Here is a 25,146-nt window from a genome sequence, read left to right as displayed (position 1 = left end):
TGTTGGATCTCGATGATCAGCCCTGGCGCGCCGGGCGCTGGGCGGATTTGGGTCGGAAAGCGGCGCAGACCTCGTCCCGCGTTTCCAGATAAGGGCCGCCGATGAGGTCGATGCAGTAGGGCACGGCGGCAAAGATACCCTTGGCAGCCGGATGGCCGCCCAGCGTTTCGGCAATGGCCTTGGGCTGGCCAGGCAGATTGATGATCAGCGACTGGCCGCGGATCACCGCCACCTGCCGCGACAGGATGGCCGTCGGCACGAAATGCAGCGAGATCTGGCGCATCTGTTCGCCAAAGCCCGGCATGTCGCGGTCCGCCACGTCCATCGTGGCTTCGGGTGTCACATCGCGGGGCGCCGGGCCCGTACCGCCGGTGGTCAGCACCAGGTGGCAGCCGGCGTCGTCCACCAGCTCCCGCAATGTCTGGGCGATGACCGCCCGCTCATCGGGAATCAGCCGCGCTTCGAACTGCAGCGGATTGATCAGCGCACGCGACAGCCAGTCCTGCAGTGCGGGGACGCCCTGGTCGGCATACACGCCACGGGAGGCGCGATCACTGATGGAGACGATGCCGATGCGCACCGCCGCGGGCGTGCCCGCATCAGCACTGTGTGCGCCCGGCGCTGCGTCCTGCGGACGCGGATCAGTCATCGCGGTCGTCCTCGTTGTCTTCTTCGTCCGCATCCTCGTCGACCTGCGCGCCGCTGGCCCTGGCCTCGGCCAGCACCTGGGCCTTGATCATCTGGAACAGCTCGCGCCAGGCGCGGCCGTTGCGCTGCTCAGGCGCCTGAGCACGGTCCTTGCGGGCGGCGCGGATAAGGCTGCGCAACTGCTGCACATCGGTGTCCGGGAAGGTCTCGATGTAGCTCTGCAGTGCCGGGTCTTCCTCGACCAGCCGCACGCGCCAGCGCTCGGCCTGATGCAGCTGCAGGCTGTCCTGCGCGCGGCCGAGCTTGAATTCGGCCACTGCCTCGCGGATCGGCTCGGGGTCGACATTGCGCATCAGCTTGCCGATCAGCTGCAGCTGGCGCCGCTTGCCCTCATGGGCGCCCTTGATGCGCCGGGCTTCGGCCAGTGCGTCCATCAGCGCTTCGGGCAGGTTCAGTGCCGCGACGCGTTTCTCCGGCAGGGACAGCAGTTCGATGCCCAGGGCCTGCAGGGCGGCCATGTCCCGCTTGAGCTGGCTCTTGCTGGGGCGTTCGTCGTCGGGGTCTTCGTATTCTTCGTACATGTGGCAATCAGGTGGGGCCGCCGGCTGAGCCAGGACAGGCGCAGGGCCCGTATGATAGTTCTTTGCACCAGATTCGAGATCTCATGAGTCAAGCCCAACAAGGTTTTGCCTACAGCCAGGACCAGTTTCGCCAACTGATCGAGGATGTCCTCGCCGAGGCGAAACAGCTGGGTGCGTCGGATGCCGGCGCCGAAGTGTCGGAAGGCTGCGGGTTGTCCGTGTCGGTGCGGCGTGGCGCGCTGGAGAATGTCGAGCGCAACCGTGACAAGTCCCTGGGCATCAGCGTCTACCTGGGACAGCGCCGCGGCAACGCCAGCACCTCCGACTTCTCGCCCAAGGCCCTGAAGGACACCGTCCGCGCCGCCTTCGATATCGCCCGCTTCACCGCCGAAGACGAGTTCGCCGGCCTGCCGACGGACGAAGAACTGTCGCTGGACGAAGCCAGCCGCCCGGCGCTGGATCTGTTCCACCCGTGGGACATCAACGCGGAAGCCGCTGCGGAACTGGCGCTGCGCTGCGAACGCGCCGCGCTCGACACCGACCCGCGCATCACCAATTCCGAAGGCGCGGCCGTTTCCGCGCAGCAGTCCCATTTCTTCACCGGCAACAGCCGGGGCTTCCGCGGCGGTTATGCCAGCTCGCGCCATTCGCTGTCGGTGGCGCCCATTGCCGGCCGCGGCGCCGGCATGGAGCGGGACGCCTGGTACAGCTCCATGCGCGACGCCGCCGACCTGTCCAGCCCCGAATCCATCGGCCGTTATGCGGCGGAGCGTGCCCTGGCGCGCCTGAAGGGCCGCAAGGTCAAGACGGCCAATGTGCCGGTGCTGTTCGAATCCCCGGTGGCTGCCGGCCTGCTCGGTGCCCTGGTGCAGGCCACCAGCGGCGGTGCGCTGTATCGCCGCGCCACCTTCCTGCTGGACAGCCTGGACAAGCCGGTGCTGGCCTCGCACATCGACGTGATGGAAGACCCCCACATCCTCAAGGGCAAGGGCAGCGCGCCCTTCGACGATGAAGGCGTGATCACCCGTCCGCGGACCGTGGTGGAATGCGGCACGCTCAAGGGCTACTTCCTCTCCACCTACTCCGCCCGCAAGCTGGGCCTGCAGACCACCGGCCATGCCGGCGGCTCGCACAACCTGGTGATGCGCAGCCGCTGCACCGCCCCGGGCGACGACCTGCCCACAATGCTGCGTCGGCTGGGCACCGGCCTGTTCGTCACCGAGCTGATGGGGCAGGGCGTCAACTATGTGACCGGCGACTATTCGCGCGGTGCCAGCGGCTACTGGGTGGAGAACGGCGAAATCGCCTTCCCGGTGAACGAAGTGACCATCGCCGGCAATCTGCGGGACATGTTCCAGCAGATCGTGGGCATCGGCGCGGACACCTACAACCTGGGTGCCAAGACGGTCGGCTCGGTACTGATCGCCAACATGAAGCTGGCCGGCTCCTGATCGTGCCTCGGGGGCGGGCTCCCCGGGCAGCCCTCGATTGACGAACCGCCACCCCGTGGGGGAACCTCCAGGACACAACAACCCAGGAGACTTCCCTCATGGAACGACGTTCCTTCGTCAAGGGTGCCGGCATGGCGGGCGTGCTGGCTGCGGGCACCGCACCGGCGATCGTGCATGCCCAGGCCAATGTGCGCTGGCGCCTGGCCTCCAGCTTTCCCAAGCAGCTCGACACCCTGTTTGGCGCCGGTGAATCCTTCGCCAAAAAGGTCAGTGAACTCAGCGGCGGCAAGTTCCAGATCAGCGTGCATGCCCCGGGCGAGCTGATGCCGGCTTTTGAGGTGGTGGACGGCGTGCAGAAGGCCACGGTGGAGATCGCCCACACGGCCGCCTACTACTTCTTCGGCAAGGACGAGACCTTCGCCATTGGCGCGTCGATCCCGTTCGGCCTCAATTCCCGCCAGATGACCGCCTGGACCTACCAGGGCAATGGTCTCAAGCTGATGCGGGAGTTCTACCGCAACTACAACATCATCAATTTCCCCGGCGGCAACACCGGCGCGCAGATGGCGGGCTGGTATCGCAAGGAAATCAAGTCGATGGCGGATATGAAGGGCCTGAAGTTCCGCATCGGCGGCTTCGCCGGCCGCATCATCGAGCGCATGGGCGGGGTGCCGCAGAACCTGCCCGGCGGCGAGCTTTATTCCGCACTCGAAAAAGGCACCATCGACGCTGCGGAATGGGTCGGCCCCTACGACGACCTCAAGCTGGGCTTCTACAAGGTGGCGCAGTACTACTACTACCCGGGGTGGTGGGAGGGCGGCCCGCAGGTCGATTTCTTCATCAACACCAAGGCCTATGAGAGCCTCACCCCGGAATACAAGGCCATCATCGAAGCGGCCTCGGCCTACACCCATGTGAACATGCAGGCCAAGTACGACGTGGTCAATCCGGGCGCACTCAAGGAACTGGCGGCCGCCAAGACCAAGCTGATGCGTTTTCCGACCGATGTGATGAACCAGGCCTTCAAGGAGTCGATGGCGCTGTACAGCGAGATCTCCGCCAAGAATCCCAACTGGAAGAAGGTCTACGAGGACTACGCCGCCTTCCGTAAAGACCAGAACCTCTGGTTCCGCTTTGCCGAATCGGGATTCGACGAATTCATGCAGAAGCAGCGGTTCTGATCGGAGCTCAGTCGTTCTGGTTCTCGGTCTCTTCCTCGATGCCCGTGAACGCCTTGCCATCCAGCACCTCGCGGATGGCACGGGTCAGGCGACCCATCTCGATGGGTTTGGCCACGTAGCCCTGGAAGCCGGCCGCCAGACCTTCCTGGCGGTCGGAGACCATGGCGAAGGCGGTCAGCGCCACGGCCGGCAGCTCCTTGGCGCTGCGGTTGGGCAGGCGTCGTACTGCGCGGATGAGGGATCGTCCGTCCATCTCCGGCATGCCGATGTCGGACACCAGCAGATCGAACTGCTGCGCCTGAATCATCTCCAGCGCCTCGGTGGCACTGCAAGCGACCGTAACCTTGGCGCCCATGCGGCTGAGCGCTACCTGTCCCACCTCGCGCGCATCTTCCTCGTCATCCACCAGCAGCACCCGCACGCCGGAGAGCGCGTCCTCGGACAGGGCCATCGGCTCGGTCGTGGGCGGGCGCACCTGCGGCTTGCCCTGCATGGCCGGCAGGCTCAGCTCGAAGGTCGAGCCATGGCCATGGCCCGGGCTGGCGGCGCGGATGCGGCCCTGATGCAGCTCCGCAATGGCCCGCGCAATGGCCAATCCCAGGCCCAGGCCACCCGCCTTGCGGGTGAACGAACCGTCTTCCTGACGAAGGCGGTCGAACACATAGGGCAGGAACTGGGGCGAAATGCCGCGGCCGGTGTCCTTCACTCGCAGCACCGCCTGACCGTCTTCCTTGCGGACCTCGACATCGACCGAGCCGCCGCCGTCGGTGAACTTGATGGCGTTGCTGATCAGGTTGGTCAGCACCTGCGAGAGCCGATGCGTATCGCCATGCACCCAGACCGGTCCGGTGGTGCGGCAGGTCAGGGCGACGCCCTTGGCCTGCGCTTCATGCAGCGCCGCCAGTACCGCCTCATCGGCGAGCGCGGAGAGATTGACCGGCGACGGCTGCAGCACCAGCTTGCCGGCAACCACCGCGCTCATGTCCAGCAGATCGTTGATCATGCGGGCCTGCAATTGCGCATTGCGGCGGATCACCGCCGCCGCCTTGCCGAGCAGCGGATGCGCATCGGAGAAATTCGTGAGGATGTCCGCCCAGCCGGTGATGGCGCTGAGCGGGGACCGCAGCTCATGCGACAGCACCGCCAGAAACTGCTCCTTGAGCTCGCTGGTGCGCTCGGCCTCTTCCTTGGCCTCACGCAGCGCTTCTCGCGCTTCGAAGGCCAGCGTCACGTCACGAATGATCTTGGAGAAGCCGGAAGGCTCTCCCGTGCTGGCGTAAATCGGCGTGACGGTGCCTTCGGCTCGCAGCCGCGAGCCGTCCCGGCGCATCAGCCAGCGGTCGTCGCGGATGGAGCCCTGCGTCAGGGCCTTGGCCAGTTCGTGGTCCAGCACCTGGGCCGCACGGTCTTCCGGCGTCAGCAGGATTTCGGCGGACATGCCGCGGATGGCCTCCAGCGGGTGGCCAAAGATGGTCGTGGCAGCGCGGTTCCAGTCCCGGATGCGGCCTTCGGTGTCGAGCAGGATCACCGCATATTCCTGCAGCGAATCCACCACCCGCGCGTAAAGCGCATCGGCCTCCCGCAGCTGTGCTTCCACAATGCGCTGCGCTTCCCGCTGGCGCACTTCCCGCAAGGCGCGGTCGATCGCCACCGGCAGCCGGGCCAGCCGGCCCTTCATCACGTAGTCGGTAGCGCCGCGCTTGAGCAGATCCACCGTGTTCTCTTCGCCGATGACGCCAGAGACAAAGATGAAGGGCGTGCCTGGCGCCTTCGTCATGGCCAGCGTCAGCGCATCGCTGCCGGTGAAGCCGGGCAGCTGGTAGTCCGAGATGATCAGGTCGAAACGCTGCGTCTCCAGCGCGCCGAGCAGGCTGGCTTCATCCTTCACCCAGGTCACGCGCGCACTGGGATGGGTCGTCTCGAGCGAAGCCTGCAACAGCTCCGCATCGAACGCCGAGTCTTCGAGCAGCAGGATTTCCAGGGGCGGGCTTAGTTCAGGAGCGGCTGCGGCGGTTGCAGCGACTGCCGCGACATCACTCATAACGGCGGCTGGCTCGCAGCGACCCAGGCGGCGGCTCATTCAACACCGCCCAGAACACACCCAGGTCGGCAATGGCGGTGACGAACTGCTTGAATTCCACCGGCTTGACCACGTAGGCATTCACGCCCAGCGCATAGCTCTGCACCACGTCCGACTCCGTCTGGGAGGAGGTCAGCATCACCACCGGCACACTCTTGAGCGACTCGGTGGCGCGCACCGACTTCAGCACTTCCAGTCCGTTCACCTTCGGCAGCTTCAGGTCCAGCAGGATCACCGCCGGATTGCCTTCGGGCCGATCCGCATGCACGCCTTCGCGGTTCAGATAGTCCAGCGCTTCCGCACCATCGCGCACAACGACCACCTCATTGGCCAGTTGGCTGCGTTCAAGCGCCACCAGCGTCAACTCAAGGTCGCGGGCGTCGTCTTCTACAAGGAGGATGGGCTTGAGCATGTCAATCAGCGAGGGGAAGGGTGAGAGCGTTGGAGGTCGTGCCACTGCCGGGCGGCGAAAGCTCGGGGAATGCGACAGGGGCAATTGTCGTGCCAGAGGGGGCGGAGGCCATCACCGCGGCATAGTCGCGATTGGGCAGAATGAGGCTGAAGCGGGCGCCTTCATCCGGCTGGCCCCAGGCTTCCACCTGGCCACCATGGCGCTCGACGATGCGGCGGACACTGGCCAGCCCGATCCCCGTGCCTTCGAAGCTGTCGGTCTGGTGCAACCGCTGGAACACGCCAAAGAGCTTGTTCACGTACTTCATCTGGAAGCCGACGCCGTTGTCCCGCACCGACAGGCCGACGCCGTCCTGCGTCTTGAGCGCTGAAATGCGGATGCGCGCCGGATGGCGCGGGCGGGTGTACTTCACCGCATTGCCGATCAGGTTGCGCAGGGCCACCTGGATCAGCACCGGGTCCGCCCACAGCCGGGGCAGGGGTCGTTCAATGTCCCACTCGATGGTGCGGTCCTTGGCCAGCGTGGTCTGCTCGGCGATCAGGTCGTCCACCAGGTGGGCGGTGTTGACCGACACCGGCTTGAGCGCCGCCCGGCCCATGCGGGAGAAGTCCAGCAGCGCATCCACCAGATGGCCCGCATGCGCGGAGGCTTCCTTCACATGCGCGAGGTAACGGCGGGAACGATCGGTCAGGCCGCTGCCGTCCATTTCCAGCACCAGGTCGACGAAGCCGGAGATATGGCGCATCGGGGCGCGCAGGTCATGGGAGACGGTATAGGAAAACGCCTCCAGCTCCTTGTTGACACGCCCCAGCTCCATCGCCACTTCGGCGAGTTCCTCGGCGCGGCGCAGCACGATGCCGATCAGCGCCTGCCGCAGTTCCTGCACTGCATGGATCTCGCCCGGTGTCCAGGCCAGCGCACGGTCACGCACCTGTTCCTGCCAGCTGCTGAAGCTTCGGCGCGGGTGCAGCCGGTCATCCGGGCCGACATGCATTTCCTTGCGCGGGTCGCCGGCCCAGACGATGGTCTGCACGATCTCCGGCCGGAACCAGACGATGTAATGCCGGTGCAGCTTGGAGATGGAAATGGCCAGCAGGCCCGCGATGCCGCCCAGATCGTCTGCCAGATGCGGTGCATCCACTGCGAGGCGATCGCAATGGACCACCTCGTCGATGCGGGCGGAAAGCCACTGGCCCAGCTCCACCAGCACCGCGGCCGGCGGTGCTTCGCCCACCGACCAGGCCGATTCGTTCAGGATCACCGCAGCACCGGACGCGCGGCCCAGTCGCAACAGCGGACCCGGCTCCTGCATCAGCAGCTGCAGGGTCGCGTCGCTGTCCGCCAGGTGGGCCACGATGGAGAGGGTGAGCTGGCGCAGTCTCAACTGCTCGGTCACCCGCTCGTTTTCTTCCTTGGCCTCGATCTGCAGTGACAGCAGCTGCCCCAGATGCTCGCACGCCATGCGGGTCTGCCAGGACAGATGCCGCGGCTGATGGTCGTGGCAGGAGACCAGTCCCCACAACTCGCCGCGCACGATGATGGACACCGACATCGATGCCAGCGTGCCCATATTGCGCATGTACTCCAGATGCACCGGCGAGACGCTGCGCAAGGCGGACTGGGAGAGGTCGAGCGACGTGGGGTCACGGCCATCAACAAACTGCACCGGCACCGGCACGTAGTGGGCGTCGGCGATCAGGCGGATGTGGTTGGTGCGGTAAAGCGCGCGGGCTTGCGCGGGAATGTCTGCCGCAGGGAAGCGGTGGCCGGCATAACTGTCGTACCCACGCTCCAGCGCTTCGGCCAGCACTTCCCCATGGCCGTCGTGGTTGAAGCGATAGATGAGGCAGCGGCCGAAGCCGGTCAGACGCTTCATCTCCTGGACCACGATGCGGCAGATCTGCTCCACCGAATCGGTGAGCTGCATCCTGGGCACCAGATGACGGGCGAGGCTGTAGATGGGCGCGCGGGTGCCTGCGTCCAGCGTATCGGTCTCGACCTCCAGGTAGGCGACGTCGCCCATCCGGTGGCCGGAGACGTGCAGACGCTGCCCGTCGATGAGCACAACGCCGCAGGACACCGGGCCCTCACCGTCCACCAGGGTGTGCCGGAGTTCAATGGCCTCACGCAAGGTGTCTTCCACAAGGCTCGGAAGGTCTGCGGCGTCGCGCTGCAGCAGCGTCTGCCAGTTCTGGCTGTAGGCCAGCAGGTCGCCGGTACGCAGGGTCACCACGGCGATCCAGCCGTGTGGCTGAATCGCTCCGGGGATGCGGATGGGCTCATTGGCGCATTGCGCCAGCTGGTCTGAAGTCAACTGGGTGGGCATGGCGGATCAGGCCAAGGCTTGAGACTGTCGCTGGACGGCGTCCGGCGACGTGGTGGACGGGAGCGGGGGAGACGGTGGCGATGAAGCCTTCATCCGCGGCGGCGTCTGCGCCGAACTGTCGGTGAGTGTCTGTCCGTCGAGCGCAGCGAAGGTATGCAGCAGCGCCTCGAAGGTCTGCGCCGCGCCGCGCAGCGCGTCTGACTGCGAAGCCGCGTCCGTGCCCGCATGCTGCTGGGCGAGCTGACGGAATTCCCGCCACATGGCGCCTGTGCGCTCACCAAAGCCGTGGAAGTAACGCGTGCCGTGGTCCGGACGCAGGCCCAGGTGACGGGTGAGTTGCGGCACCAGCACCTGTCCCCCCAGAGCGCTGCCTTCCAGGACGTACAGCGCGCCGATGGCGGCGGCTGGGCTGTCCAGGCGGATCAGCGCTTGCGCGGCCCGGGCGGACTGGCGAAGGTCTGGCGCATCCGGCACGGCCAAAGCGTCGAGGTCCTGCTGGGCCAGGGGCGCACGGCGGCGCTCCAGGAACCAGGGCTTGAGGGGCTGCGGTAGTGCGAAATGCACTCGCTGTTCCCACAGGTGAAGAAACTCATGAAAACCGCGCAGGATGCGGCCGTATCGATCCAGGGGCATCGGCGCTTCCAGCTGGAGCAGCGCTTCGATGCGGTCGTGCAGCGGTCCTGTGCTGTGGCGAAGGCGGGGCAGCAGGTCGGCGTCGGTCGAAGTCATTGAATCCGTGTGAGCGAAAAAGCGCCACTGGGCGCAGTCGATGCCTGGGGCGCCGCGTTGCGCTCAAGCACGTGCGCCGCAGGGATCTTCCAAGGAGCCCGGCGGCGCAGTCATACAACGCATTATGGAGACAAAGGCTGCCACTCGGCCCCGGGATCACCGAATTGGAGGACTCGCCCCACGGTGTGCACCAGCCGGGCGCACGCTTCTCAAAAATTTTTTACGCCGCTTCCTGGGAGGATGTCAGCGTGGGCATGCCGATTGCCATGCGCGCGCCCATTCGCAAATCGCACCATCGATGCAACAGGGAGCCGGCGGTGTGGTTTTACTGCGGCAGGTGACGCGCGTTCTCCTGGCTTGACCGTCTCCCCATGACCGCTATGCTCGCATGAGCTGAAAGCGCTTTCAAGCGGATCAGCTGACGGCTTTGAAAGAACGAGCATGACGGAGACACCCCAATGACCCCTGCGCCCCTGACCCGGCCCTCGACCGGAACCTTGCCTCAGACCTTGAACTGGACGCTGACTGCCAAAGGCGCCGACCTGGCCAGCAGCACGCGGCTGCAGCCGCAAGCAGCCCTGAACCTGCAGCCAGTGGCCGAACTGCTGGCCGATGCGCCCACCGCACGCATGCCCAAGCTGGTGGTGAACACCGGGCGGCGCTTTCAGCGCATCGAAGGTTTCGGCGGCGCCTTCACCGAAGCGGCAGCGGTCACCTGGCGGCAGTTGCCGCCGGCCGAGCGTGAGGCCTTGCTGCGAGGCTACTTTGATCCGGTGCAGGGCCATGGCTACACGTTCAACCGGGTGCACATGAACAGCTGCGACTTCTCACTGGGCAACTATGCGCACGCCGCAGTGCCGGGTGACGCCACTCTGCAGCACTTCAACATCGACCGCGACCGCGAAGCGCTGCTGCCGATGATCAAGGCCGCGATGGCGGTGGCGGGACGGCCGATGAAGCTGCTGATGTCCCCCTGGAGTCCACCGGCGTGGATGAAGAGCAATGGCGAGATGAACAACGGCGGCACGCTGCTGCCGGAACATGCCGCCACCTGGGCGCAGTGCTTCGTGCGGTTCATCCAGGCGTATGAGGCGGAAGGCGTGCCCATCTGGGGCGTGTCGGTGCAGAACGAGCCGGACGCCACCCAGCGCTGGGATTCCTGCGTCTACACCGCCGAGCAGGAACGGGATTTCGTCCGCGACCATCTTGGTCCTGCGCTCCACGCGGCGGGGCTGGGCCACATCCGCATCGTCATCTGGGATCACAACCGGGACCAGATGGTGCAGCGTGCCGACGTGGTCTACAGCGATCCGGAAGCGGCCCGTTATGTCTGGGGTTGCGGATTCCACTGGTATGTGGAGGACCATTTTGACCATGTCGGCCTGCTGCACGATGCCTATCCAGACAAGCAGCTGCTGTTCACGGAGGGCTGCCAGGAAGGCGGACCGCATCGCGGGGAATGGGCACCGGCCGAGCGTTATGCGCGCAGCATCCTCAGCGACCTCAATCATTGGACCGTGGGCTGGATCGACTGGAACCTGCTGCTGGACGACACCGGCGGCCCGAACCATGTGGGCAACTTCTGCAGCGCGCCGATGCTCGCCGACCGAGCGCGGGGCCGCCTGGAGCCGCAGGCGTCCTTCGACTACCTGGGGCACTTCAGCCGCTTCATCCGTCCCGGCGCGCAGCGGGTGTTGTGCTCGGCCAGTACCGAGCTCCTGGCGTGCACGGCCGCGCTCAATGAAGACGGTCGCGTGGCCGTGGTGGTGATGAACCGCACCGAGCACGCGCCGCAGTTCGTGCTGCGCATCGACGGGATGGCAACGGTGGTGACCTTGCCTCCGCGCGCCATCGCGAGTTTCGAGCTGACAGCTTGAGTCTTTGGGGGCGTGGCGTAGGCGGCGTCGGGCGGGCGGGGTGCCCATCGTCCTTGCCGCCGCTGCGGCCGCCGCCATCGACACCATGGGCGTCATTCGCCGTCCAGGGCACCCCCGTCGTGGCACGCGATCGCCGGACCGTCAGCGCTGCTGCAAGCGATGAATCAGATGGCTGCGCAGGTTCGCCGCACCTTGAGGCGTCAGCGGCGCCAGCGCATGGCGGGCCGCTTCCGGGATGTGCGAGGCGGTGTCCGGTCCGGCATTGAACACGTAGTGATCGAACAAGCCTTGCCAGGCCCGACGCTGCGGCTCGGGGAGTTCCCGCAGGGACAGCAGCGCCATCATCAGCGTCAGCACCGGCGGATCCATATGGGCCGGTGACTGTCGCCACCAGTAGTTGATCAGCAGGTTGAACGGGTCGAGCGCCTCGACCTGGTGCCACCACATGCTGGGAATGTAGATCGCATCCCCGGGCGCCAGTTCGGCGACCTGGGCATGGGCCAGCGCTTGCGCAAAACGCGGAAAGCGCTCGAAGTCGGGATGCTTCAGATCGACCAGGCTCACCGGCTGACCGGCCGGGGTGAAGTCGATCGGGCCCACATAGAGATTGGGCAGTTGCTCCGGCGGGAACAGCGTGAAACGGCGATGGCCTGCCGCCACGCAGGCGATGTTGTCCGGCAGATCGTAATGCGGGGCGATGCGGCTGCGATTGCCCAGCCACACGCTGGCCAGCGCATCTGGCGCTTGTTCCCCCGGCGCCGCCAGTGCCTGCAGGCTCAAGGCATTCTGCGCCTGAAAGCCTGGCAGGCAGTCTTCCAGCGTGGTGGACCCCACGTAATAGCAGGGCGGCCGCGCCTCGGTGCGGACCCGCAGCAGTTCCTGCAGCAGGGCCGGCAACGGGGCATCCGCCCGGCCGAAGTTCATGCCGGTGAGATCGTTGTTGTAGAAGATCCGTCCATCGATCTCCGGCGGACCCGTCATGATGGCCACCGGCGCACCGCGCCAGCAGCCTTGCAGATAGTCCGCCACCGCCGCATCCGAACGCAGGGCCTGGGTCACCACCGGCCAGTGGGACACCAGCCCCCGCATCACCACCGGCGTCGCGGCCTCGGTCAGGCCGGTGGGGGTCTGGCCCGGGGTCAGGCCGCTGAGTTCTCGGATGGGCTGCATGGGGCGTCGGAGGGATCACCCGCGGAACGCGGGATCAGAACTTGTAGCGAAGTCCCAGCATATAACGACGGCCGGTCTGGGTGACCGCGTACACCTCCTGCTCGGTCCGTCCATGCTGACGCAGGATGGAGTCGCCCAGGTTGATCACTTCCGCCTGCATGCTCAGCTTCTCGGTGAAGTTGTAGCCGACGCTCACGTCCACCTGCGAGTAGGGCTCGGTGAAGATAGGCGCCGAGCGGCCCAGCGGATTGCCGTCATTCACGGCGGCCAGGAACTTGTCGCGCCAGTTGTAGGCCACTCGCACGCTGAACTTCGCGTCTTCATAGAAGCCGACCAGGTTGGCCGAATCACTCAGGCCCACCAGCGCATATTGCTGGGTGAAGCTCATGTTGTCGTACTTCAGGCCGGAGCTCACCTTGGTGTAGTTGGCCGCCACCCCGAAGCCGGAGTTGCCGAAGGCATGCTGCACATTCAGCTCGATGCCCTTGAGGCTGTTGGACTGGGTGTTGGCCGGGGTGGTGATCTGGAAGGTCGCCACCGGATCGTCCGCCTGGCCGGTGATGGTGCCCAGCGCATGGCCGTTGCTGTCACCGGTCTTGGTCACGCCGGGCTGACCGTTGTAGCGGTTCAGGATGTAGTCCCGGATGCAGGTGATGTCGGTGCCGCAGCCGCCGGTGGACGCCGCTTCGTTGTAGTACTTGCCGCCCACGGGGGTGTGCAGGCCGAAGGGCGAGGCGGTCTCGAGCGTCGAGCCGATGTAGTTGCTGATGTTCTTGCGGAAGACACCGGCCGCCACATAGCTGGACTTGGCGTAGTAGTACTCCAGCGAGAAGTCGATGTTCTTGGCCTTCAGCGGCTTCAGGCTGGGATTGCCCTGCGCGCCGGTGCCGCCGCTCAGGCGGGCCAGGTCGTTCAGGGTCTGCCCGCCCTGGATCGCATCCCAGCCGGGACGGCCGATGCTGGTGCCGTAGCTGGCGCGCAGCTTGACCTTGTCGGTCAGGTCGGCCTGCCAGTCGATGCTGGGCAGCCAGTAGCTGTACTTGCCGCTGAGGGCGGTGAAGCCGGGCGCTCCCTTGAGCACGGTCAGCTCGTTGTTGGAACCCCAGGAGATGCCGGTGGCAATGGGCACCAGCGCACTGGAGTCGACCTTGGTGCGCTCATACCGCATGCCGACGGTCGCGCTCATCGGAACGCCCAGTTCCCAGTCGCGGGTGTATTCGCCGTAGAGGCTGGTGGACTTCTCGGTGGTGCGGCGGTCGGTGGAGAAGGTGTCCGTCGCCAGGTATTTGGACGGATCGCCCCACGAGTCCGACGCCAGCTGGCGAATCTTGCCGAAGTCGAAGGTGAAGAACTGGGTGAACAGGCGCGGGTCGTTCACGCCATTGATCTTGCCGAAGAAATTGCGCAGGTCCTGCGGAATCCAGACCGAGTCCGGATAGTTCAGCCAGCCGTTCTCGGTGCCGCCCCAGTTGTCCAGCTGAACAAAGGAATAGGCCGAGCGGTTGCGCACCTTGGACAGGCCGACGCCGAAGTCCAGCTTGGAGTCGTCGTCGATGGTCCAGCTGCCGCGGACCTGCTGCTGGTCCACCTGGCTCTTCATGTAGCTGTTGCGGAAGGACGAGCCGGTGACCTGCTGCTGCGTCGCATCGCGCTGCGTGGTCGGCATGATCAGGATGGGCAGGTCCTGGCTGAAGTCCACCGTCGTCTGGCCGCGATTGAAGCTGGCGGTGCCGATGACGTTGTTGCTGCCCCAGGGGCTGTCCGCGCCGGATTCGGCGGTGGAGTGGTGGGCGTCGAATTCGAAGCGCAGCCGGTTGGACGCCTTCCAGTCGACATTGAAGCCCAGCGACTTGTTGGTGTTCTTGGTGGCGAAGTCACTGCCGGCCATCGCCACGTCGGCATTGCCGCCGGCGATCAGCTCGGTGTAGGTGAGCGGAGCCGCGACCGGGCCGTTGGTCCAGGAGCTGCTGGACGGGCCGAAGCTGAACCAGGCCGACATGTCGTTGCGGCGGGTGTGCACCTTGTTCTGCGACGCGGTGTAGTCCAGCGTGGTCGTCAGGTCGCGGGTGGGCGCGAACTGGAAGGTGATCTGGCCGTTGGTGCGCTCGCGGCGCACGCCGTTCATGTTGTAGTTGACGTTCTGCGGAATCGAATAGACGTCATTCGGGCCGGGCCGGTTGGTGATGCGGTCGGCACCGGGCTGGCCGGGCAGGGGAATCGAGCCGTAGGTGACTTCATCGCCCTTGATCGGCAGCCAGCCGCCGGGCACGCCGGCGCTGTTGTAGCCGGCGTCGCGGCGCTGGAAGCTGCCGGACAGGGCCAGGCCGAAGCGGCCGTCGCCGAAGGTGGTGCTGTAGATGCCGGAGACTTCCGGCGTCACGCTGCTGCCCTTGATGGTGTCGGGCAGCCGCGAATTGCCTTCGTCATGGACGGCCTTCAGACCGATGCTGGCGACGGTGCGCTTGGTGTCCAGCGGACGGGCGGTCTTGATGTTGATCGTCGCGCCAATGCCGCCGGTGGGCGTGCTGGCACGGCTGGTCTTGTACACCTCCAGCGCGGACACCGACTCGGACGCCAGGTTGGCGAAGTCGAAGGCGCGGGAGTTGGAGGCGGAGGTGGCTTCGATCGACGAGGCCGGCATCTGGCGGCCGTTCAGCAGCACCAGGTTGAAGTCGGGGCCGACGCCGCGCACGGTGACGCGTGAGCCTTCACCCATCGAGCGGTCGATGGACACGCCGGAGATGCGCTGCATCGATTCGGCGAGGTTGGTGTCGGGGAACTTGCCGATGTCTTCAGCCACGATGCCGTCCACCACACCGCGCTGCTGGCGCTTGAGGTTGAGCGAGGTGTCGAGCGACTGACGGATGCCGGTGATGACGACGGTGCCGAGCTGGGCATCGGTCTTGGCGTCCGTGGCTGCAGCCGATGCAGCGCTGCCGGGGGCGGCAGGCGCCTGGGGGGTCTGAGCCTGCGCATGCGCGGCAGCGAAGAAGAGCAGGGCGCAGGCGGTGGCCACGGGGCGGGCTTGATGGCGAGCCGCGTGGGTCAGCGAATAGGGCACGGATGTCATTGTTGTCTCCTGTTATTAGTCTCAGTCGTTCAGAACCGTGCCTGTTGGGGACAGTAACGATTCGCGGCGGCTGGAGCCGATCGATCGGCGAAATGAAACGCTCTTTACAACGTCGCAACGACCGGCTGTGAAAGCGCTTTCAGAATGGGTCGAAATTTATCTGCTTCGTGTCGGGGCGATGTACTGACTTTCCCTAGCGGACACGTCACGCCGCGAGTGCGCGGGCCTGGGCGTCGAAGGCCAGTGCCTCCGGCGTATCCGCGCCAAGCCGCACGGCATCGCCGTTGCGCAGGGGGATGCGGGCCATCGGCAACTTGGCGGCCAGCAGATCGCGCACCCCTTCCACCTGCAGATGCAGCAGCGACACATCCCCGAGGTGTTCCGCCAGCACCACAGTGGCCGGAACGCTGGGGCGGTCCGAAGGCGCCTGCGCGGCCGGCCAGACGCTCACATGCTCGGGCCGGATGCCCAGGCGCATGGCACCGTTCCATCCGCTGCCGCCCAGCAGGTCCCACCACTGGCGGGCTGCTGCCGGTGCGTCCGCTGGCGGACGTTCCACCAGGTTGATGCGGGGCGCGCCGAGGAAAGCCGCCACAAAGGCGTTGGCCGGCTGCCGGTAGAGCGACATCGGCGTGCCCACCTGTTCGATGCGGCCTTTGTTGAACACGGCAATGCGGTCCCCCATGGTCATCGCCTCGACCTGATCGTGGGTCACATAGATCATCGTCGTGCCGAGTTGCTGATGCAGCCGGGTCAGCTCGATGCGCATGTCCACCCGCAGGGCGGCGTCCAGGTTGGACAGCGGCTCGTCGAACAGGAAGACTTTGGGCTTGCGGACGATGGCGCGGCCGATGGCCACCCGCTGGCGCTGGCCGCCGGACAGCTGCTTCGGCGTGCGCCCCAGCAGGTCGGTGATGCGCAGGACCTCGGCGGTGCGTCGCACCTGCTCGTCCCGTTCAGCGCGGCGCACGCCGGCCATCTTCAGCGCGAAGCCCATGTTCTCCGCCACCGTCATGTGGGGATACAGGGCATAGCTCTGGAACACCATCGCCGCGCCGCGATCAGCGGGCCGCTGCTCATTGGCGCGGACGCCGTCGATCAGCAGCTCACCGCCGTCGATCTCTTCCAGGCCGGCGATCATGCGCAGCGTCGTGCTCTTGCCGCAGCCCGACGGGCCGACGAACACCATGAACTCGCCGTTGCGGACTTCCAGGTCGATGCCCTGGATGACCTCGTGATCGCCATAGCGCTTGCGCAGGCCGCGTAGTGTGACTTGTCCCATGAGGTGCCTGTCTCAGTCCTGGGCCGCCGGCTTGAGTCCGCGCACGAAATCGCGGAAGGCCAGGGCGCTGTCCTTGGGGGTGCGCTTCTGCGTGGCGTAGTCCACGTGGACGATGCCGAAGCGCTTCTCGTAGCCGGAGGCCCATTCGAAGTTGTCGAGCAGGCTCCACACCATGTAGCCGCCCATCGGCACGCCCTGGGCGATGGCGTCTCCGACGGCGGCGATGTGGGTGTCCAGATAACTGGTGCGGTCGGCATCGTGCACGCGGCCGTCGGCGCCCACGACATCAGGGAAGGCGCCGCCGTTTTCGGTCACGTACAGCCGCTTCGCTTCGGGATAGTCGCGGTGCAGCCAGACCAGCAGGTCGGTCAGGCCCTGGGGATAGACCTCCCAGCCCATGGCGGTCAGCGGCAGGCCGCTGGTCTTTGAATCGAAGCTGTTGTCGGCGCTGGCCATGCCGCGGGAGTAGTAGTTCACCCCCACGAAATCGATCGGCTGCTGAATGTCGGCCATGTCGCCGTCTTCCACCTGCGGTGCGTCATCGCCCAGGTGATCCAGCACGTCCTGCGGATAGTGGCCCTTGAACAGCGGGTCCATGTACCACCGGCGCAGCTTGCCGTCTTCAAGGCGGGCCTTGGCCCGGTCTTCCGGGGTGTCCGTGGCGGGATAGATCGGCGAGAGGTTGAGCACGATGCCCAGCGAGGCCGGCAGCTCCAGGGCACGCAGGCGCCGCACGGCGCGGCCGTGGCTGAGCAGCAGGTGGTGCGAGACCTGGGCCGCGAGGCGGCGGTCCTTCAGGCCAGGCGCGAAGATGCCCACCTCATGGCCCAGCTGCGCCACCACCCAAGGCTCGTTGTGCGTCGCGATGGAGGCCACCTTGTGGCCGATCCGGCGGCCGATGGCTTCGGCATATTCAACAAAGCGGTCCACGGTGGCGCGGTTCCCCCAGCCGCCGATGTCTTGCAGGGCCTGCGGCAGGTCCCAGTGGTTGAGCGTCACATAGGCCTTCATGCCGCGCGCATTGATGCCGTCCACCAGCTTCTCGTAGAAGGCCAGGCCGGCTTCATTCCACGGGCCGTCGCCGGTGGCACGCACCCGCGGCCAGGAGATGGAGAAGCGATAGGCCTGGGCGCCCAGGCTCTGGATCAGGTCCAGGTCGGCTTCCCAGCGGTCGTAGTGTTCGCAGGCGATGTCGCCATGGCTGTTGTCGGCAATGGCGCCGGGCTGGCGGCAGAAGGTGTCCCAGATGGACGGGCCCTTGCCATCCCGGTCGGCCGCGCCTTCGATCTGGAAGGCGCTGGTGGCGACCGCCCAGACGAAGTCGGCGGGGAACTGGCGGGCCGCCGCGGTGGGCAGTCCACCGGGGGCGCAACCTGCCGATGCGGCGGCGGGTCGGGTCGTGGAGGCAGTAGGGGCCGGGGCGGTTGCCACGGCACTGACGTTGAAGGTCGTCATCGGTGCATGCAGGTTCGAGGAGGGGGGCTCACTTCACTGCGCCGACGGTCAGGCCCGAGATGAGCTGACGGGAGCACAGGACAAAGAGCACGATCAGTGGCAGCGTGGCGATGGCGGAACCGGCCATCATCGCGCCCCATTCGGTGTCCACCGGGCTCTGGATGCTTCGCAGCGCCAGCGGCAGCGTGTACATGTCGGGCGAGCGCATCACCACCAGCGGCCCGATGAAGTTGTTCCAGGAGGAGATGAAGGTGATGAGACCCAGCGTGCCCAACGCCGGCTTGAGCAGCGGCAGCACGATGCGGGCATAGATGCCCAGTTCGCCGCAGCCATCGATGCGGGCGGCTTCCACCAGTTCACGCGGCACCGACGCCGAGATGAACTGACGCATCAGGAAGATGCCGAAGGCACTGGCCGCGCCGGGGATGTAGAGGGCGCGCGGCTGGTCGATCCAGCCCAGCAGGTCCATGATCATGAAGCTGGGGATCATGTTCATGAAGCTGGGCAGCAGCATGGTGCCCATCACCAGACCGAACAGCGCCTTCTTGAAGCGGAACTCGTACATCGCGAAGGCATATCCGCCCATCGAGCAGAACAGCAGCGTCAGGCCGGTGTTGCACAGGCCCACATAGAGGCTCAGCCCGAGGTTGCGCCAGAAGGGCACCTTCTTGGTCAGCAGCTCGATGTTGTGCAGCAGGTCGCCCCCGAACCACATCGGCGGCGGCAGGTTGAAGATCTCGGTACGCGAATGGGTGGCGAACACGAACATGAAGTAGAACGGCGCCAGCATCAGCAGCGCACCGACCCCCACCAGCAGGTAGGCGGCCCAGGTGCTCATGGCGGCGGGGGCGGAGGCCGGGCGGCGGCGCAGGCCCGCATCGATCGGGGTGGGCATCGTGGTGCTCATGGGGCTCAGTCGTCCTTGCGGCGGAAGGCGCGGTGGGTCAGCCACGTCAGCGCGGCCACGATCAGGAACAGCAGCCAGGACATGGCACTGGCGGCCCCGAAGTCGTTGAAGTCGAAGGCATTGCGGTAGAGGTAGACCGCGGCAGTCATGCCTGCCTGGTCCGAGCCGCCCTTGCCGCCGGTGAGGATGAAGGGCTCCTCGAACAGCTGCAGGCCGCCGATGATGCTCAGCGTCACGCCGAAGAAAATCATCGGCCGCAGGCTGGGCAGGGTGATGTGGAAGAACTGCTGGAAGCGTCCGGCGCCGTCCATCGTGGCGGCCTCGTAGAGGTCCGGCGGAATGGTCTGCAAGGCGGCCAGATACAGCACCACGTTGAAGCCGACATAGCGCCAGAACACCAGGGTGGCGATGGCGGGCTTGAGCGAGTCCGGGTCGTTGAGCCAGTCCACCGCTTGCGCCGGCATCAGGGCGCCGACCAGCGGCCATTCCCGCAGATGGGCAATGGCCAGATTGACCAGGCCGTAATCGGTGGAGAACAGCGAGCTGAAGAGGATGGCAATGGCCACCGACGAGGTGATGTAGGGCAGGAAATACGCACCCACCACCGCATTGCGCGAGCGACGAAATGCAATGTGCAGGAAGGTGGCCAGCGGAATGGCCACCAGATGCTGCGGCACGCCGGAGGCCACGGCCAGCCAGGCGGTATTGCCCAGTGACTTCCAGAACCAGGCATCGGCCAGCGCAAAGCGGAAGTTGTCCAGGCCGACCCAGTGCATGGCGCCCAGGCCGCTGGTGGGCTCCCAGCTGTGGAAGGACAGGTACAGCGAGAACAGCAGCGGGAAGAGTCCGAAGACGACGAAGAGGATCAGGAACGGGGCCAGCAGCGCATATGGCGCATAACGTGGCGACAGGCGCATCCAGGCGGGCAGGGCAAGGCGCATGAGTCGGAATCCTTTCAGCGGTGCGCGCGCAGCTGCAGCAGTCGCTCGGCATCGGCCAGAGCGGTGGAGATGTCCTTGTTGCGGTCCAGCACCTTGTCCAGCTCGGTGTCGATCACCTCGCGAGCAAAGGCATCCTGCTTGTGCACCGGCACTGCGCGGATGTGCTGGGTCGCGTCACGCCAGTCGCGCCGGGCGCTCTGGCCGCCGAGGAAGGGCAGGGTCTGGTCGAAGAAGGGGTCCGTCTGCGCGTCCACCAGCGCCGGGAAGGCGTCCTGGGACTTGAAGGCCGCCAGCTGCTGGTCGCGGTTCAGGGTCATGAAGCGGATGAACTCGTAGGCCAGCGCCTTGCGTGAGGGATCGGACAGACGCGGCATGGCGAAGTAGGTGCCGCCGTAGGCCGCGAAGGCGCCTTCCGGCAACTGGGCGGCACGCCAGCGGCCGCGGGTGTCGGGCGCCAGCCAGTTGTTCAAGTGGCCGGCCAGCCAGGAGCCGGACATCTGCGCTGCAATGCCGCCGCGCTTGAAACCCTCGGTCCAGTCAGAGGACCAGGCCGCCACCCGCGCATCCAGCTTCTGGCGGCGCACCGCGCGGGCCAGCTCGAAGGCGCGGACGAATCGGGCCGAAGTGACCAGCGGACGGGATTGCGCGTCGTAGTAAAGGCCTTCCCCGGGCTGGATGCCGGTGCGGATGAGGATGTCCTTCATGTCCCGTGCATGGGCCAGCAGGTAGGCGCCGGTGGTGGCCTTGATGCGCACGCCCGCCTGCACAAAGCCTTCCCAGCTGGTGGTCAGGTCTTTTTCGGTGAGGCCGGCGCGGGTGAGCAGGTCGGTGCGGTAGAGCAGGGTGCCCGGGGCGATGTCGGTGGGCACGGCGACCACGGCGCCTTGTGCGGTGGTCGCCTGGTCGAAGGCGTAGTGGACGAAGCGGTCGCGGTCCTGCACCAGGGAATAGGGCGGCTGGGAGAGGTCCTGCAGGCCGGTGCCTTGCGAGAAGCGGCCCAGGTAGGGCACCTCCAGCGCCATCACATCCGGCAGTCCCTTGGCGGTGGACAGTGCGGTGGTCATGGCCGTGTGATGGTCGTTGACCTCGCGGCTGATCACCTTCACGTCAACGTTCGGGTGCTGCGCGCGCCACGCGGGCACGGCAGCGCGCACGATCTCGTCAATGGCGGGGAAGGCGGCAACGGTCAATGTGACCGTCGGGGCTGCGGCGCCGGTGCTGTCGGCGGCGCGAGCCAGGGGTAGCGCCAGGGCGCTGCCGAGCAGGGCCAGCGACAAGGCTGACAAAGAATGAACCCACCGCCGCATTGAGCGTGTCTCCGTGAATGATCTTGTTATGAAAGCGCTTTCATCGTAATGCGGAAGCCGCCTGGCAGAGATCAGGGTTAGTGCGGAGACGGAATGCGGAGGCGCGTCAGGGGGCTGCTGTCAGACCGCCCGGGTTGACGATCGCACGATGAGTTTGGGCTCGGGCAGCTGCACCGTCGGCTTGGTGCCGCCGAGCAGGTCGAGCAGGGCCTGCGCGGCACAGCGACCCAGCTCCAGGCCGGCCTGGTGGATGGTGGTGAGCGGCGGAATGCTGTGCGCGGCGCCCGCCAGATCGTCGAAGCCGACGATGGAGACATCCTCCGGCACCTTGATGCCCCTGCGGTACAGCGCCAGGGAGGCGCCGAAGGCCATCTGGTCATTGGCGGCAAAGATGGCGGTAAAGGGTTCCCGGCTGTTGATCAGCTGTTCCACCGCCAGCACGCCGCTGTCTTCATGGAACAGGCCGGGCAGCACCAGCGCCGGCTTGTACTTGATGCCGGCCGCCTCCAGGGCGGTGCGGTAACCCCGCAGGCGCTCCTGGGCATCCGGGTGGACCGGGTCGCCAGAAATGAAGGCGATCTTGCGGTGGCCCTGGGCCAGCAGATGGTCGGTGGCGAGGCGGGCGCCTTCAAAGTCGTTGAAATTCAGGGAAAACAGCCCCGGCGCCTTCAGCGAACGGCCGGTCACCACCACCGGCATCTCCTTGGCCATCTTGCGCAGTGCCTCGTCCGACAGGCGGCCGGTCAGCACGATCATGCCGTCCACCCGGCGGGAGCGCAGGGTGTCGATGCAGCGCTGCTCTTCCTTGGCGCTCCAATGACCGCTGGCAAACAGCGGGCAATAACCGGCGGCGGCGAGCACTTCCTCGATGCCCCGAAGGGCAACCCCGTAATACGGGCTGTCCAGGCTTTGGGTGACCACGCCGACGCTGAGCGAGCGGCCGCCGGCCAGCAGCCGGGCGATGGGGTTGGGCACAAAACCGAGTTCGGCGATGGCGCGGTCTACGGCGTCCTTTTTGTCCTGACTGACGACAGCGGTGCCGTTCAGGATGCGGGAGACGGTGCTGGGCGAAACGCCGCTGGCCTCGGCCACCATGCCCAGGGTCACCTTGGTGGATGGGCGGGCGGTCTTGGGACTCTTCATGGGCGGCTGTGGCGTCGGTGAGGGAAAGAAAGTATCTGCGGCAAGTTTAAGCGCGTCGAACGGGCGCCAGCACCACTCCTTGGAGTGGGTTGGGAGCGGTATTTGCCCTCGAATCCGATCCGTTTCTCGCACGAGAAAGTTTGCCGTGGGCAGCTTCCGGGGGACACTCCGGCGCTTCCTGTTCCCTCTTTCACATAGGGGGTGGCGTGTTGTGCCACCCGACTGCCATGCCTTACGCCGTCCTGGTCGACGACAACCTTGAATCGAGTGAAACCCTGTCCATCCTCCTGGAAATGGAAGGGTACGAGACTGCCATGGCGGCCTCCCTGAAGGATGCGCGGGCCCGTATTGCCGAGCGTGTGCCGGATGTGATGGTGCTGGACCGGACGCTGCCGGACGGGCATGGCATGGACTTCATTGCCGAGGCCCTGAGCCACGGGCCGATCACCATCGTGCTGCTGACCGGGCTGTCGGATCCAGCGGATGCGAAGGAAGCGCTGCGTCGCGGTGCGGCGGCGTATCTGGTGAAGCCGGCGACGATTGACGAGCTCAAGGCGGTGCTGGACAAGGCGGCGCAAAAGGTGTGAGGGGGAGCCCCCGCGGATGCCGGCGATGAGTCATCCGGACGCTGGGGAAGTCCGACAGCCGCCGCTGAGGGTCGTCGCTCACGGCCATCGATCCGGCGTGAGGTCCTCCGCGGGTCGGCCGTTTCAGCCGACAATTTCGTTTTTCTGGCCGCCGGGAGGCGGACCCCAGACCAGTCGGCAATACGGGTGATCTTCTTGATCGAGCCGGCATTCCCTTGCCCCCTATTCATGCGGGTTGGCGCGCTGCGTGTGACGTTTGGTCACGATTGCCGCGTATCCTCGCCTTGAGACAACCGGCCATCAAGACGCCCGAAGGCGCATGGGATGGCTTCGCCTGACGCTGCGCAGGCGGCCCACTTCCTGAAGAAGCCGGATCCACCTCGCGAGGGCCCCGTGAACATTGCTTATCTGATCCAGGCGCACACCGCGCCGGCACAGTTGCGTCGTCTGGTCGAGTTGCTGTCGCATCCCAATGCCGGCATCTTCATTCATGTCGATGCCAAGGCAGACGCCGCTCCCTTCGACAGCCTCCGCGCGCTGGGCGTGCACTTCTGCACCGGCGCCGATCGGGTCGCCGTGCATTGGGGGGACTACTCCCAGCTGGAAGCCAGCTTCTCCCTGATGCGCGCCGCTCTCGCTGCGCCGCAGCGGTATGACCGTCTCGTGCTGCTCAGCGGCATGGATCTTCCTTTGCGGTCCGCCGAAGCCTTGCAAACCTTTTTCGCAGCGAACCCGGACCGGGAGTTCATCAACCTCGTGCCCATTCCGAGCGTGGAAGCCAACAAGAGCGAAGAGCGCCTCACGGCCCGGTGGTTCCCACCGACGCTGATTGGCAAGATCCAGCGCCGCCTGTTGCGCCACGGGCTGCTACGCGCCCAACGCGATTACCGACCGGCCTTTGCGGACCTCAGGCCATTTGGCGGGAGCCAGTGGTGGGCGCTGACGCGGGACTGCTGTGAAACCCTCCTGTCTGAGGTGGCGGCCCGTCCCGCGCTCGTGCGATTCATCCGGGGCATTTCCTGTGCAGACGAAACCTTGATTCAGACGCTTGTCGGCAATTCAAGATTCGCCTCGAAGGTGGCCCGTGCTTTGACCTTCACCTGTTGGCGACCCGGGGCGGCCAGCCCCGATGTGCTCGGCCCCAAGGATGTAGACGCGCTGCTCGCCCATCCTTGGCACCCGGAAGGGAGTGCCTACGGCGACGGGCCGATCCTTTTTGCTCGCAAGTTCGATGAATCCACTTCCGAAGCATCGGTGGAGCGTCTGCGTCCGTCGGGCCTTCCCGGGCCTCTGGGTCTGGTCTAGCCGCTGGCGCCACCAAGGCTGGGGGACAATCACGCTCCCGTCCTCCCAGCTGCTTTATGGGCTACGACCTCCAGGCCATCATTCTTGAACTGCTCGACTGGCTCGGCACCATTGCGTTTGCCGTCAGCGGCGCCATGGTCGGCGTGCGTAAGCGTTTCGACCTCTTTGGCGTGCTCTTCCTGGCCTTTGTGGTGTCTGTGGCCGGCGGCATGATCCGTGACGTGCTGATCGGCGCCATCCCGCCCGCCGCGATGACGGAGATCCACTACTTCGTCATTGCCGTGCTGTCAGGGCTGGCGACGTTCTTCTGGTCCGCCCACATCGTCCATTACCAGCGATTGATGCAGTTTCTGGACGCGCTCGGCCTGGCGCTCTTTGCCGTCGTCGGCACCCAGAAGGCCATCCAGTTCGGCATTCATCCGGTGATGAGTGCGCTGATGGGCATGATCACCGGCATCGGCGGGGGCATGATCCGGGACGTGCTCAGCGGGGAGATTCCCTTTGTGCTGCGCGCCGACCTCTACGCACTGGCCGCCCTGATGGCGGGAGCGGTCGTGGCGCTCGGCCATGCCTTCCAATTGCCGCCGGTCTATCCGGTGCTGGCAGGTGCCGGCCTGTGCATGTTCCTGCGCATGATGGCCATCTTCCATGGATGGCGCGCGCCACTACCCAGGCCCATTCACGACGAGTGACA

20 protein-coding genes are annotated in these 25,146 nt (G+C 66.1%); 6 read left to right on the top strand and 14 right to left on the bottom strand.

What is annotated here, in order from left to right; genetic code table 11:
- Positions 1-16: 16 nt before the first annotated feature.
- Both mog and yjgA read right to left on the bottom strand, forming a co-directional pair.
- Entirely contained in the window at positions 17-649 is a 633-nt protein-coding gene (gene mog, locus FHS28_RS03965; RefSeq protein ID WP_088448986.1) for a molybdopterin adenylyltransferase, read from the bottom strand.
- Positions 642-1,229, bottom strand: coding sequence for a ribosome biogenesis factor YjgA (yjgA, locus tag FHS28_RS03960; protein ID WP_088448987.1), 588 nt, complete (start codon positions 1,227-1,229; stop codon positions 642-644). Before yjgA ends, mog begins: the two co-directional genes overlap by 8 nt.
- A gap of 83 nt (positions 1,230-1,312) precedes the next feature.
- On the opposite strand from yjgA, the gene pmbA reads away from it, so the two are divergent.
- Both pmbA and FHS28_RS03950 read left to right on the top strand, forming a co-directional pair.
- Positions 1,313-2,680 (top strand): metalloprotease PmbA, encoded by a 1,368-nt coding sequence (gene pmbA / locus FHS28_RS03955; RefSeq protein ID WP_088448988.1) that lies wholly within the window; start codon positions 1,313-1,315, stop codon positions 2,678-2,680.
- A gap of 98 nt (positions 2,681-2,778) precedes the next feature.
- Positions 2,779-3,861, top strand: a complete 1,083-nt coding sequence (locus tag FHS28_RS03950; RefSeq protein ID WP_088448989.1) for a TRAP transporter substrate-binding protein — start codon at positions 2,779-2,781, stop codon at positions 3,859-3,861.
- A 7-nt stretch (positions 3,862-3,868) separates the two neighbouring features.
- On the opposite strand, the gene FHS28_RS03945 is transcribed toward FHS28_RS03950, so the two are convergent.
- The 4 genes from FHS28_RS03945 to FHS28_RS03930 are packed head-to-tail and all read right to left on the bottom strand — an operon-like array spanning position 3,869 to position 9,408.
- Positions 3,869-5,902, bottom strand: coding sequence for a hybrid sensor histidine kinase/response regulator (locus tag FHS28_RS03945; RefSeq protein ID WP_184294113.1), 2,034 nt, complete (start codon positions 5,900-5,902; stop codon positions 3,869-3,871).
- Complete coding sequence (locus tag FHS28_RS03940; protein WP_088448991.1) at positions 5,895-6,353, bottom strand: response regulator; 459 nt, start codon at positions 6,351-6,353, stop codon at positions 5,895-5,897. The genes FHS28_RS03945 and FHS28_RS03940 overlap by 8 nt, the downstream gene beginning before the upstream one ends.
- Position 6,354: 1 nt before the next feature.
- The gene (locus FHS28_RS03935; protein WP_088448992.1) at positions 6,355-8,679 is read right to left on the bottom strand and encodes an ATP-binding protein; all 2,325 of its coding nucleotides are present in this window, start codon (positions 8,677-8,679) and stop codon (positions 6,355-6,357) included.
- Between the two features lie 6 nt (positions 8,680-8,685).
- The gene (locus FHS28_RS03930; protein WP_088448993.1) at positions 8,686-9,408 is read right to left on the bottom strand and encodes a biliverdin-producing heme oxygenase; all 723 of its coding nucleotides are present in this window, start codon (positions 9,406-9,408) and stop codon (positions 8,686-8,688) included.
- A gap of 458 nt (positions 9,409-9,866) precedes the next feature.
- On the opposite strand from FHS28_RS03930, the gene FHS28_RS03925 reads away from it, so the two are divergent.
- The gene (locus FHS28_RS03925) at positions 9,867-11,285 is read left to right on the top strand and encodes a glycoside hydrolase family 30 protein (protein ID WP_088448994.1); all 1,419 of its coding nucleotides are present in this window, start codon (positions 9,867-9,869) and stop codon (positions 11,283-11,285) included.
- 141 nt (positions 11,286-11,426) lie between these two features.
- Here the strand turns inward: FHS28_RS03925 and FHS28_RS03920 are convergent, their stop codons facing one another.
- The 8 genes from FHS28_RS03920 to FHS28_RS03885 all read right to left on the bottom strand — a co-directional run bounded on the left by FHS28_RS03920 (position 11,427) and on the right by FHS28_RS03885 (position 22,560).
- The gene (locus FHS28_RS03920) at positions 11,427-12,455 is read right to left on the bottom strand and encodes a cupin-like domain-containing protein (RefSeq protein WP_088448995.1); all 1,029 of its coding nucleotides are present in this window, start codon (positions 12,453-12,455) and stop codon (positions 11,427-11,429) included.
- A gap of 34 nt (positions 12,456-12,489) precedes the next feature.
- On the bottom strand, positions 12,490-15,525 hold the full coding sequence (locus tag FHS28_RS03915; protein WP_088448996.1) for a TonB-dependent receptor: 3,036 nt from the start codon (positions 15,523-15,525) through the stop codon (positions 12,490-12,492).
- Positions 15,526-15,730: 205 nt separating this feature from the next.
- Positions 15,731-16,807: an ABC transporter ATP-binding protein gene (locus tag FHS28_RS03910; RefSeq protein WP_088448997.1), complete on the bottom strand. Its 1,077-nt coding sequence runs from the start codon at positions 16,805-16,807 to the stop codon at positions 15,731-15,733.
- A gap of 12 nt (positions 16,808-16,819) precedes the next feature.
- Positions 16,820-18,262, bottom strand: coding sequence for a GH1 family beta-glucosidase (locus FHS28_RS03905; RefSeq protein ID WP_088448998.1), 1,443 nt, complete (start codon positions 18,260-18,262; stop codon positions 16,820-16,822).
- A 28-nt stretch (positions 18,263-18,290) separates the two neighbouring features.
- Positions 18,291-19,169, bottom strand: coding sequence for a carbohydrate ABC transporter permease (locus tag FHS28_RS03900; RefSeq protein ID WP_246409466.1), 879 nt, complete (start codon positions 19,167-19,169; stop codon positions 18,291-18,293).
- A gap of 5 nt (positions 19,170-19,174) precedes the next feature.
- Positions 19,175-20,110, bottom strand: a complete 936-nt coding sequence (locus tag FHS28_RS03895; protein WP_221193695.1) for a carbohydrate ABC transporter permease — start codon at positions 20,108-20,110, stop codon at positions 19,175-19,177.
- A 14-nt stretch (positions 20,111-20,124) separates the two neighbouring features.
- A complete protein-coding gene (locus FHS28_RS03890; protein ID WP_246409463.1) occupies positions 20,125-21,396 on the bottom strand; it encodes an ABC transporter substrate-binding protein in 1,272 nt (423 codons plus the stop codon).
- Between the two features lie 141 nt (positions 21,397-21,537).
- Positions 21,538-22,560, bottom strand: coding sequence for a LacI family DNA-binding transcriptional regulator (locus FHS28_RS03885; RefSeq protein ID WP_088449000.1), 1,023 nt, complete (start codon positions 22,558-22,560; stop codon positions 21,538-21,540).
- Positions 22,561-22,787: 227 nt separating this feature from the next.
- Between FHS28_RS03885 and FHS28_RS03880 the strand changes: the two genes are divergently transcribed.
- The 3 genes from FHS28_RS03880 to FHS28_RS03870 all read left to right on the top strand — a co-directional run bounded on the left by FHS28_RS03880 (position 22,788) and on the right by FHS28_RS03870 (position 25,144).
- Positions 22,788-23,147 carry a response regulator gene (locus FHS28_RS03880; protein ID WP_088449001.1) on the top strand — a complete coding sequence of 120 codons (360 nt, stop codon included), beginning with the start codon at positions 22,788-22,790 and terminating at the stop codon, positions 23,145-23,147.
- Between the two features lie 324 nt (positions 23,148-23,471).
- Entirely contained in the window at positions 23,472-24,452 is a 981-nt protein-coding gene (locus tag FHS28_RS03875) for a beta-1,6-N-acetylglucosaminyltransferase (RefSeq protein ID WP_088449002.1), read from the top strand.
- Positions 24,453-24,508: 56 nt separating this feature from the next.
- Positions 24,509-25,144, top strand: a complete 636-nt coding sequence (locus tag FHS28_RS03870) for a trimeric intracellular cation channel family protein (protein ID WP_088449003.1) — start codon at positions 24,509-24,511, stop codon at positions 25,142-25,144.
- The last annotated feature ends 2 nt before the right edge of the window (positions 25,145-25,146 follow it).

Origin of the sequence: Roseateles terrae, assembly GCF_014192155.1 — a bacterium.
GTDB classification, from domain to species: domain Bacteria; phylum Pseudomonadota; class Gammaproteobacteria; order Burkholderiales; family Burkholderiaceae_C; genus Roseateles; species Roseateles terrae.
This window is presented reverse-complemented; position numbering and strand designations above follow the sequence as displayed.

Coding starts and splice junctions, on each gene's coding strand:
- mog (WP_088448986.1), bottom strand. CDS start 649: ATGACTGATCCGCGTCCGCAGGACGCAGCGCCGGGCGCACACAGTGCT.
- yjgA (WP_088448987.1), bottom strand. CDS start 1,229: ATGTACGAAGAATACGAAGACCCCGACGACGAACGCCCCAGCAAGAGC.
- pmbA (WP_088448988.1), top strand. CDS start 1,313: ATGAGTCAAGCCCAACAAGGTTTTGCCTACAGCCAGGACCAGTTTCGC.
- FHS28_RS03950 (WP_088448989.1), top strand. CDS start 2,779: ATGGAACGACGTTCCTTCGTCAAGGGTGCCGGCATGGCGGGCGTGCTG.
- FHS28_RS03945 (WP_184294113.1), bottom strand. CDS start 5,902: ATGAGTGATGTCGCGGCAGTCGCTGCAACCGCCGCAGCCGCTCCTGAA.
- FHS28_RS03940 (WP_088448991.1), bottom strand. CDS start 6,353: ATGCTCAAGCCCATCCTCCTTGTAGAAGACGACGCCCGCGACCTTGAG.
- FHS28_RS03935 (WP_088448992.1), bottom strand. CDS start 8,679: ATGCCCACCCAGTTGACTTCAGACCAGCTGGCGCAATGCGCCAATGAG.
- FHS28_RS03930 (WP_088448993.1), bottom strand. CDS start 9,408: ATGACTTCGACCGACGCCGACCTGCTGCCCCGCCTTCGCCACAGCACA.
- FHS28_RS03925 (WP_088448994.1), top strand. CDS start 9,867: ATGACCCCTGCGCCCCTGACCCGGCCCTCGACCGGAACCTTGCCTCAG.
- FHS28_RS03920 (WP_088448995.1), bottom strand. CDS start 12,455: ATGCAGCCCATCCGAGAACTCAGCGGCCTGACCCCGGGCCAGACCCCC.
- FHS28_RS03915 (WP_088448996.1), bottom strand. CDS start 15,525: ATGACATCCGTGCCCTATTCGCTGACCCACGCGGCTCGCCATCAAGCC.
- FHS28_RS03910 (WP_088448997.1), bottom strand. CDS start 16,807: ATGGGACAAGTCACACTACGCGGCCTGCGCAAGCGCTATGGCGATCAC.
- FHS28_RS03905 (WP_088448998.1), bottom strand. CDS start 18,262: ATGACGACCTTCAACGTCAGTGCCGTGGCAACCGCCCCGGCCCCTACT.
- FHS28_RS03900 (WP_246409466.1), bottom strand. CDS start 19,169: ATGAGCACCACGATGCCCACCCCGATCGATGCGGGCCTGCGCCGCCGC.
- FHS28_RS03895 (WP_221193695.1), bottom strand. CDS start 20,110: ATGCGCCTTGCCCTGCCCGCCTGGATGCGCCTGTCGCCACGTTATGCG.
- FHS28_RS03885 (WP_088449000.1), bottom strand. CDS start 22,560: ATGAAGAGTCCCAAGACCGCCCGCCCATCCACCAAGGTGACCCTGGGC.
- FHS28_RS03880 (WP_088449001.1), top strand. CDS start 22,788: ATGCCTTACGCCGTCCTGGTCGACGACAACCTTGAATCGAGTGAAACC.
- FHS28_RS03875 (WP_088449002.1), top strand. CDS start 23,472: ATGGCTTCGCCTGACGCTGCGCAGGCGGCCCACTTCCTGAAGAAGCCG.
- FHS28_RS03870 (WP_088449003.1), top strand. CDS start 24,509: ATGGGCTACGACCTCCAGGCCATCATTCTTGAACTGCTCGACTGGCTC.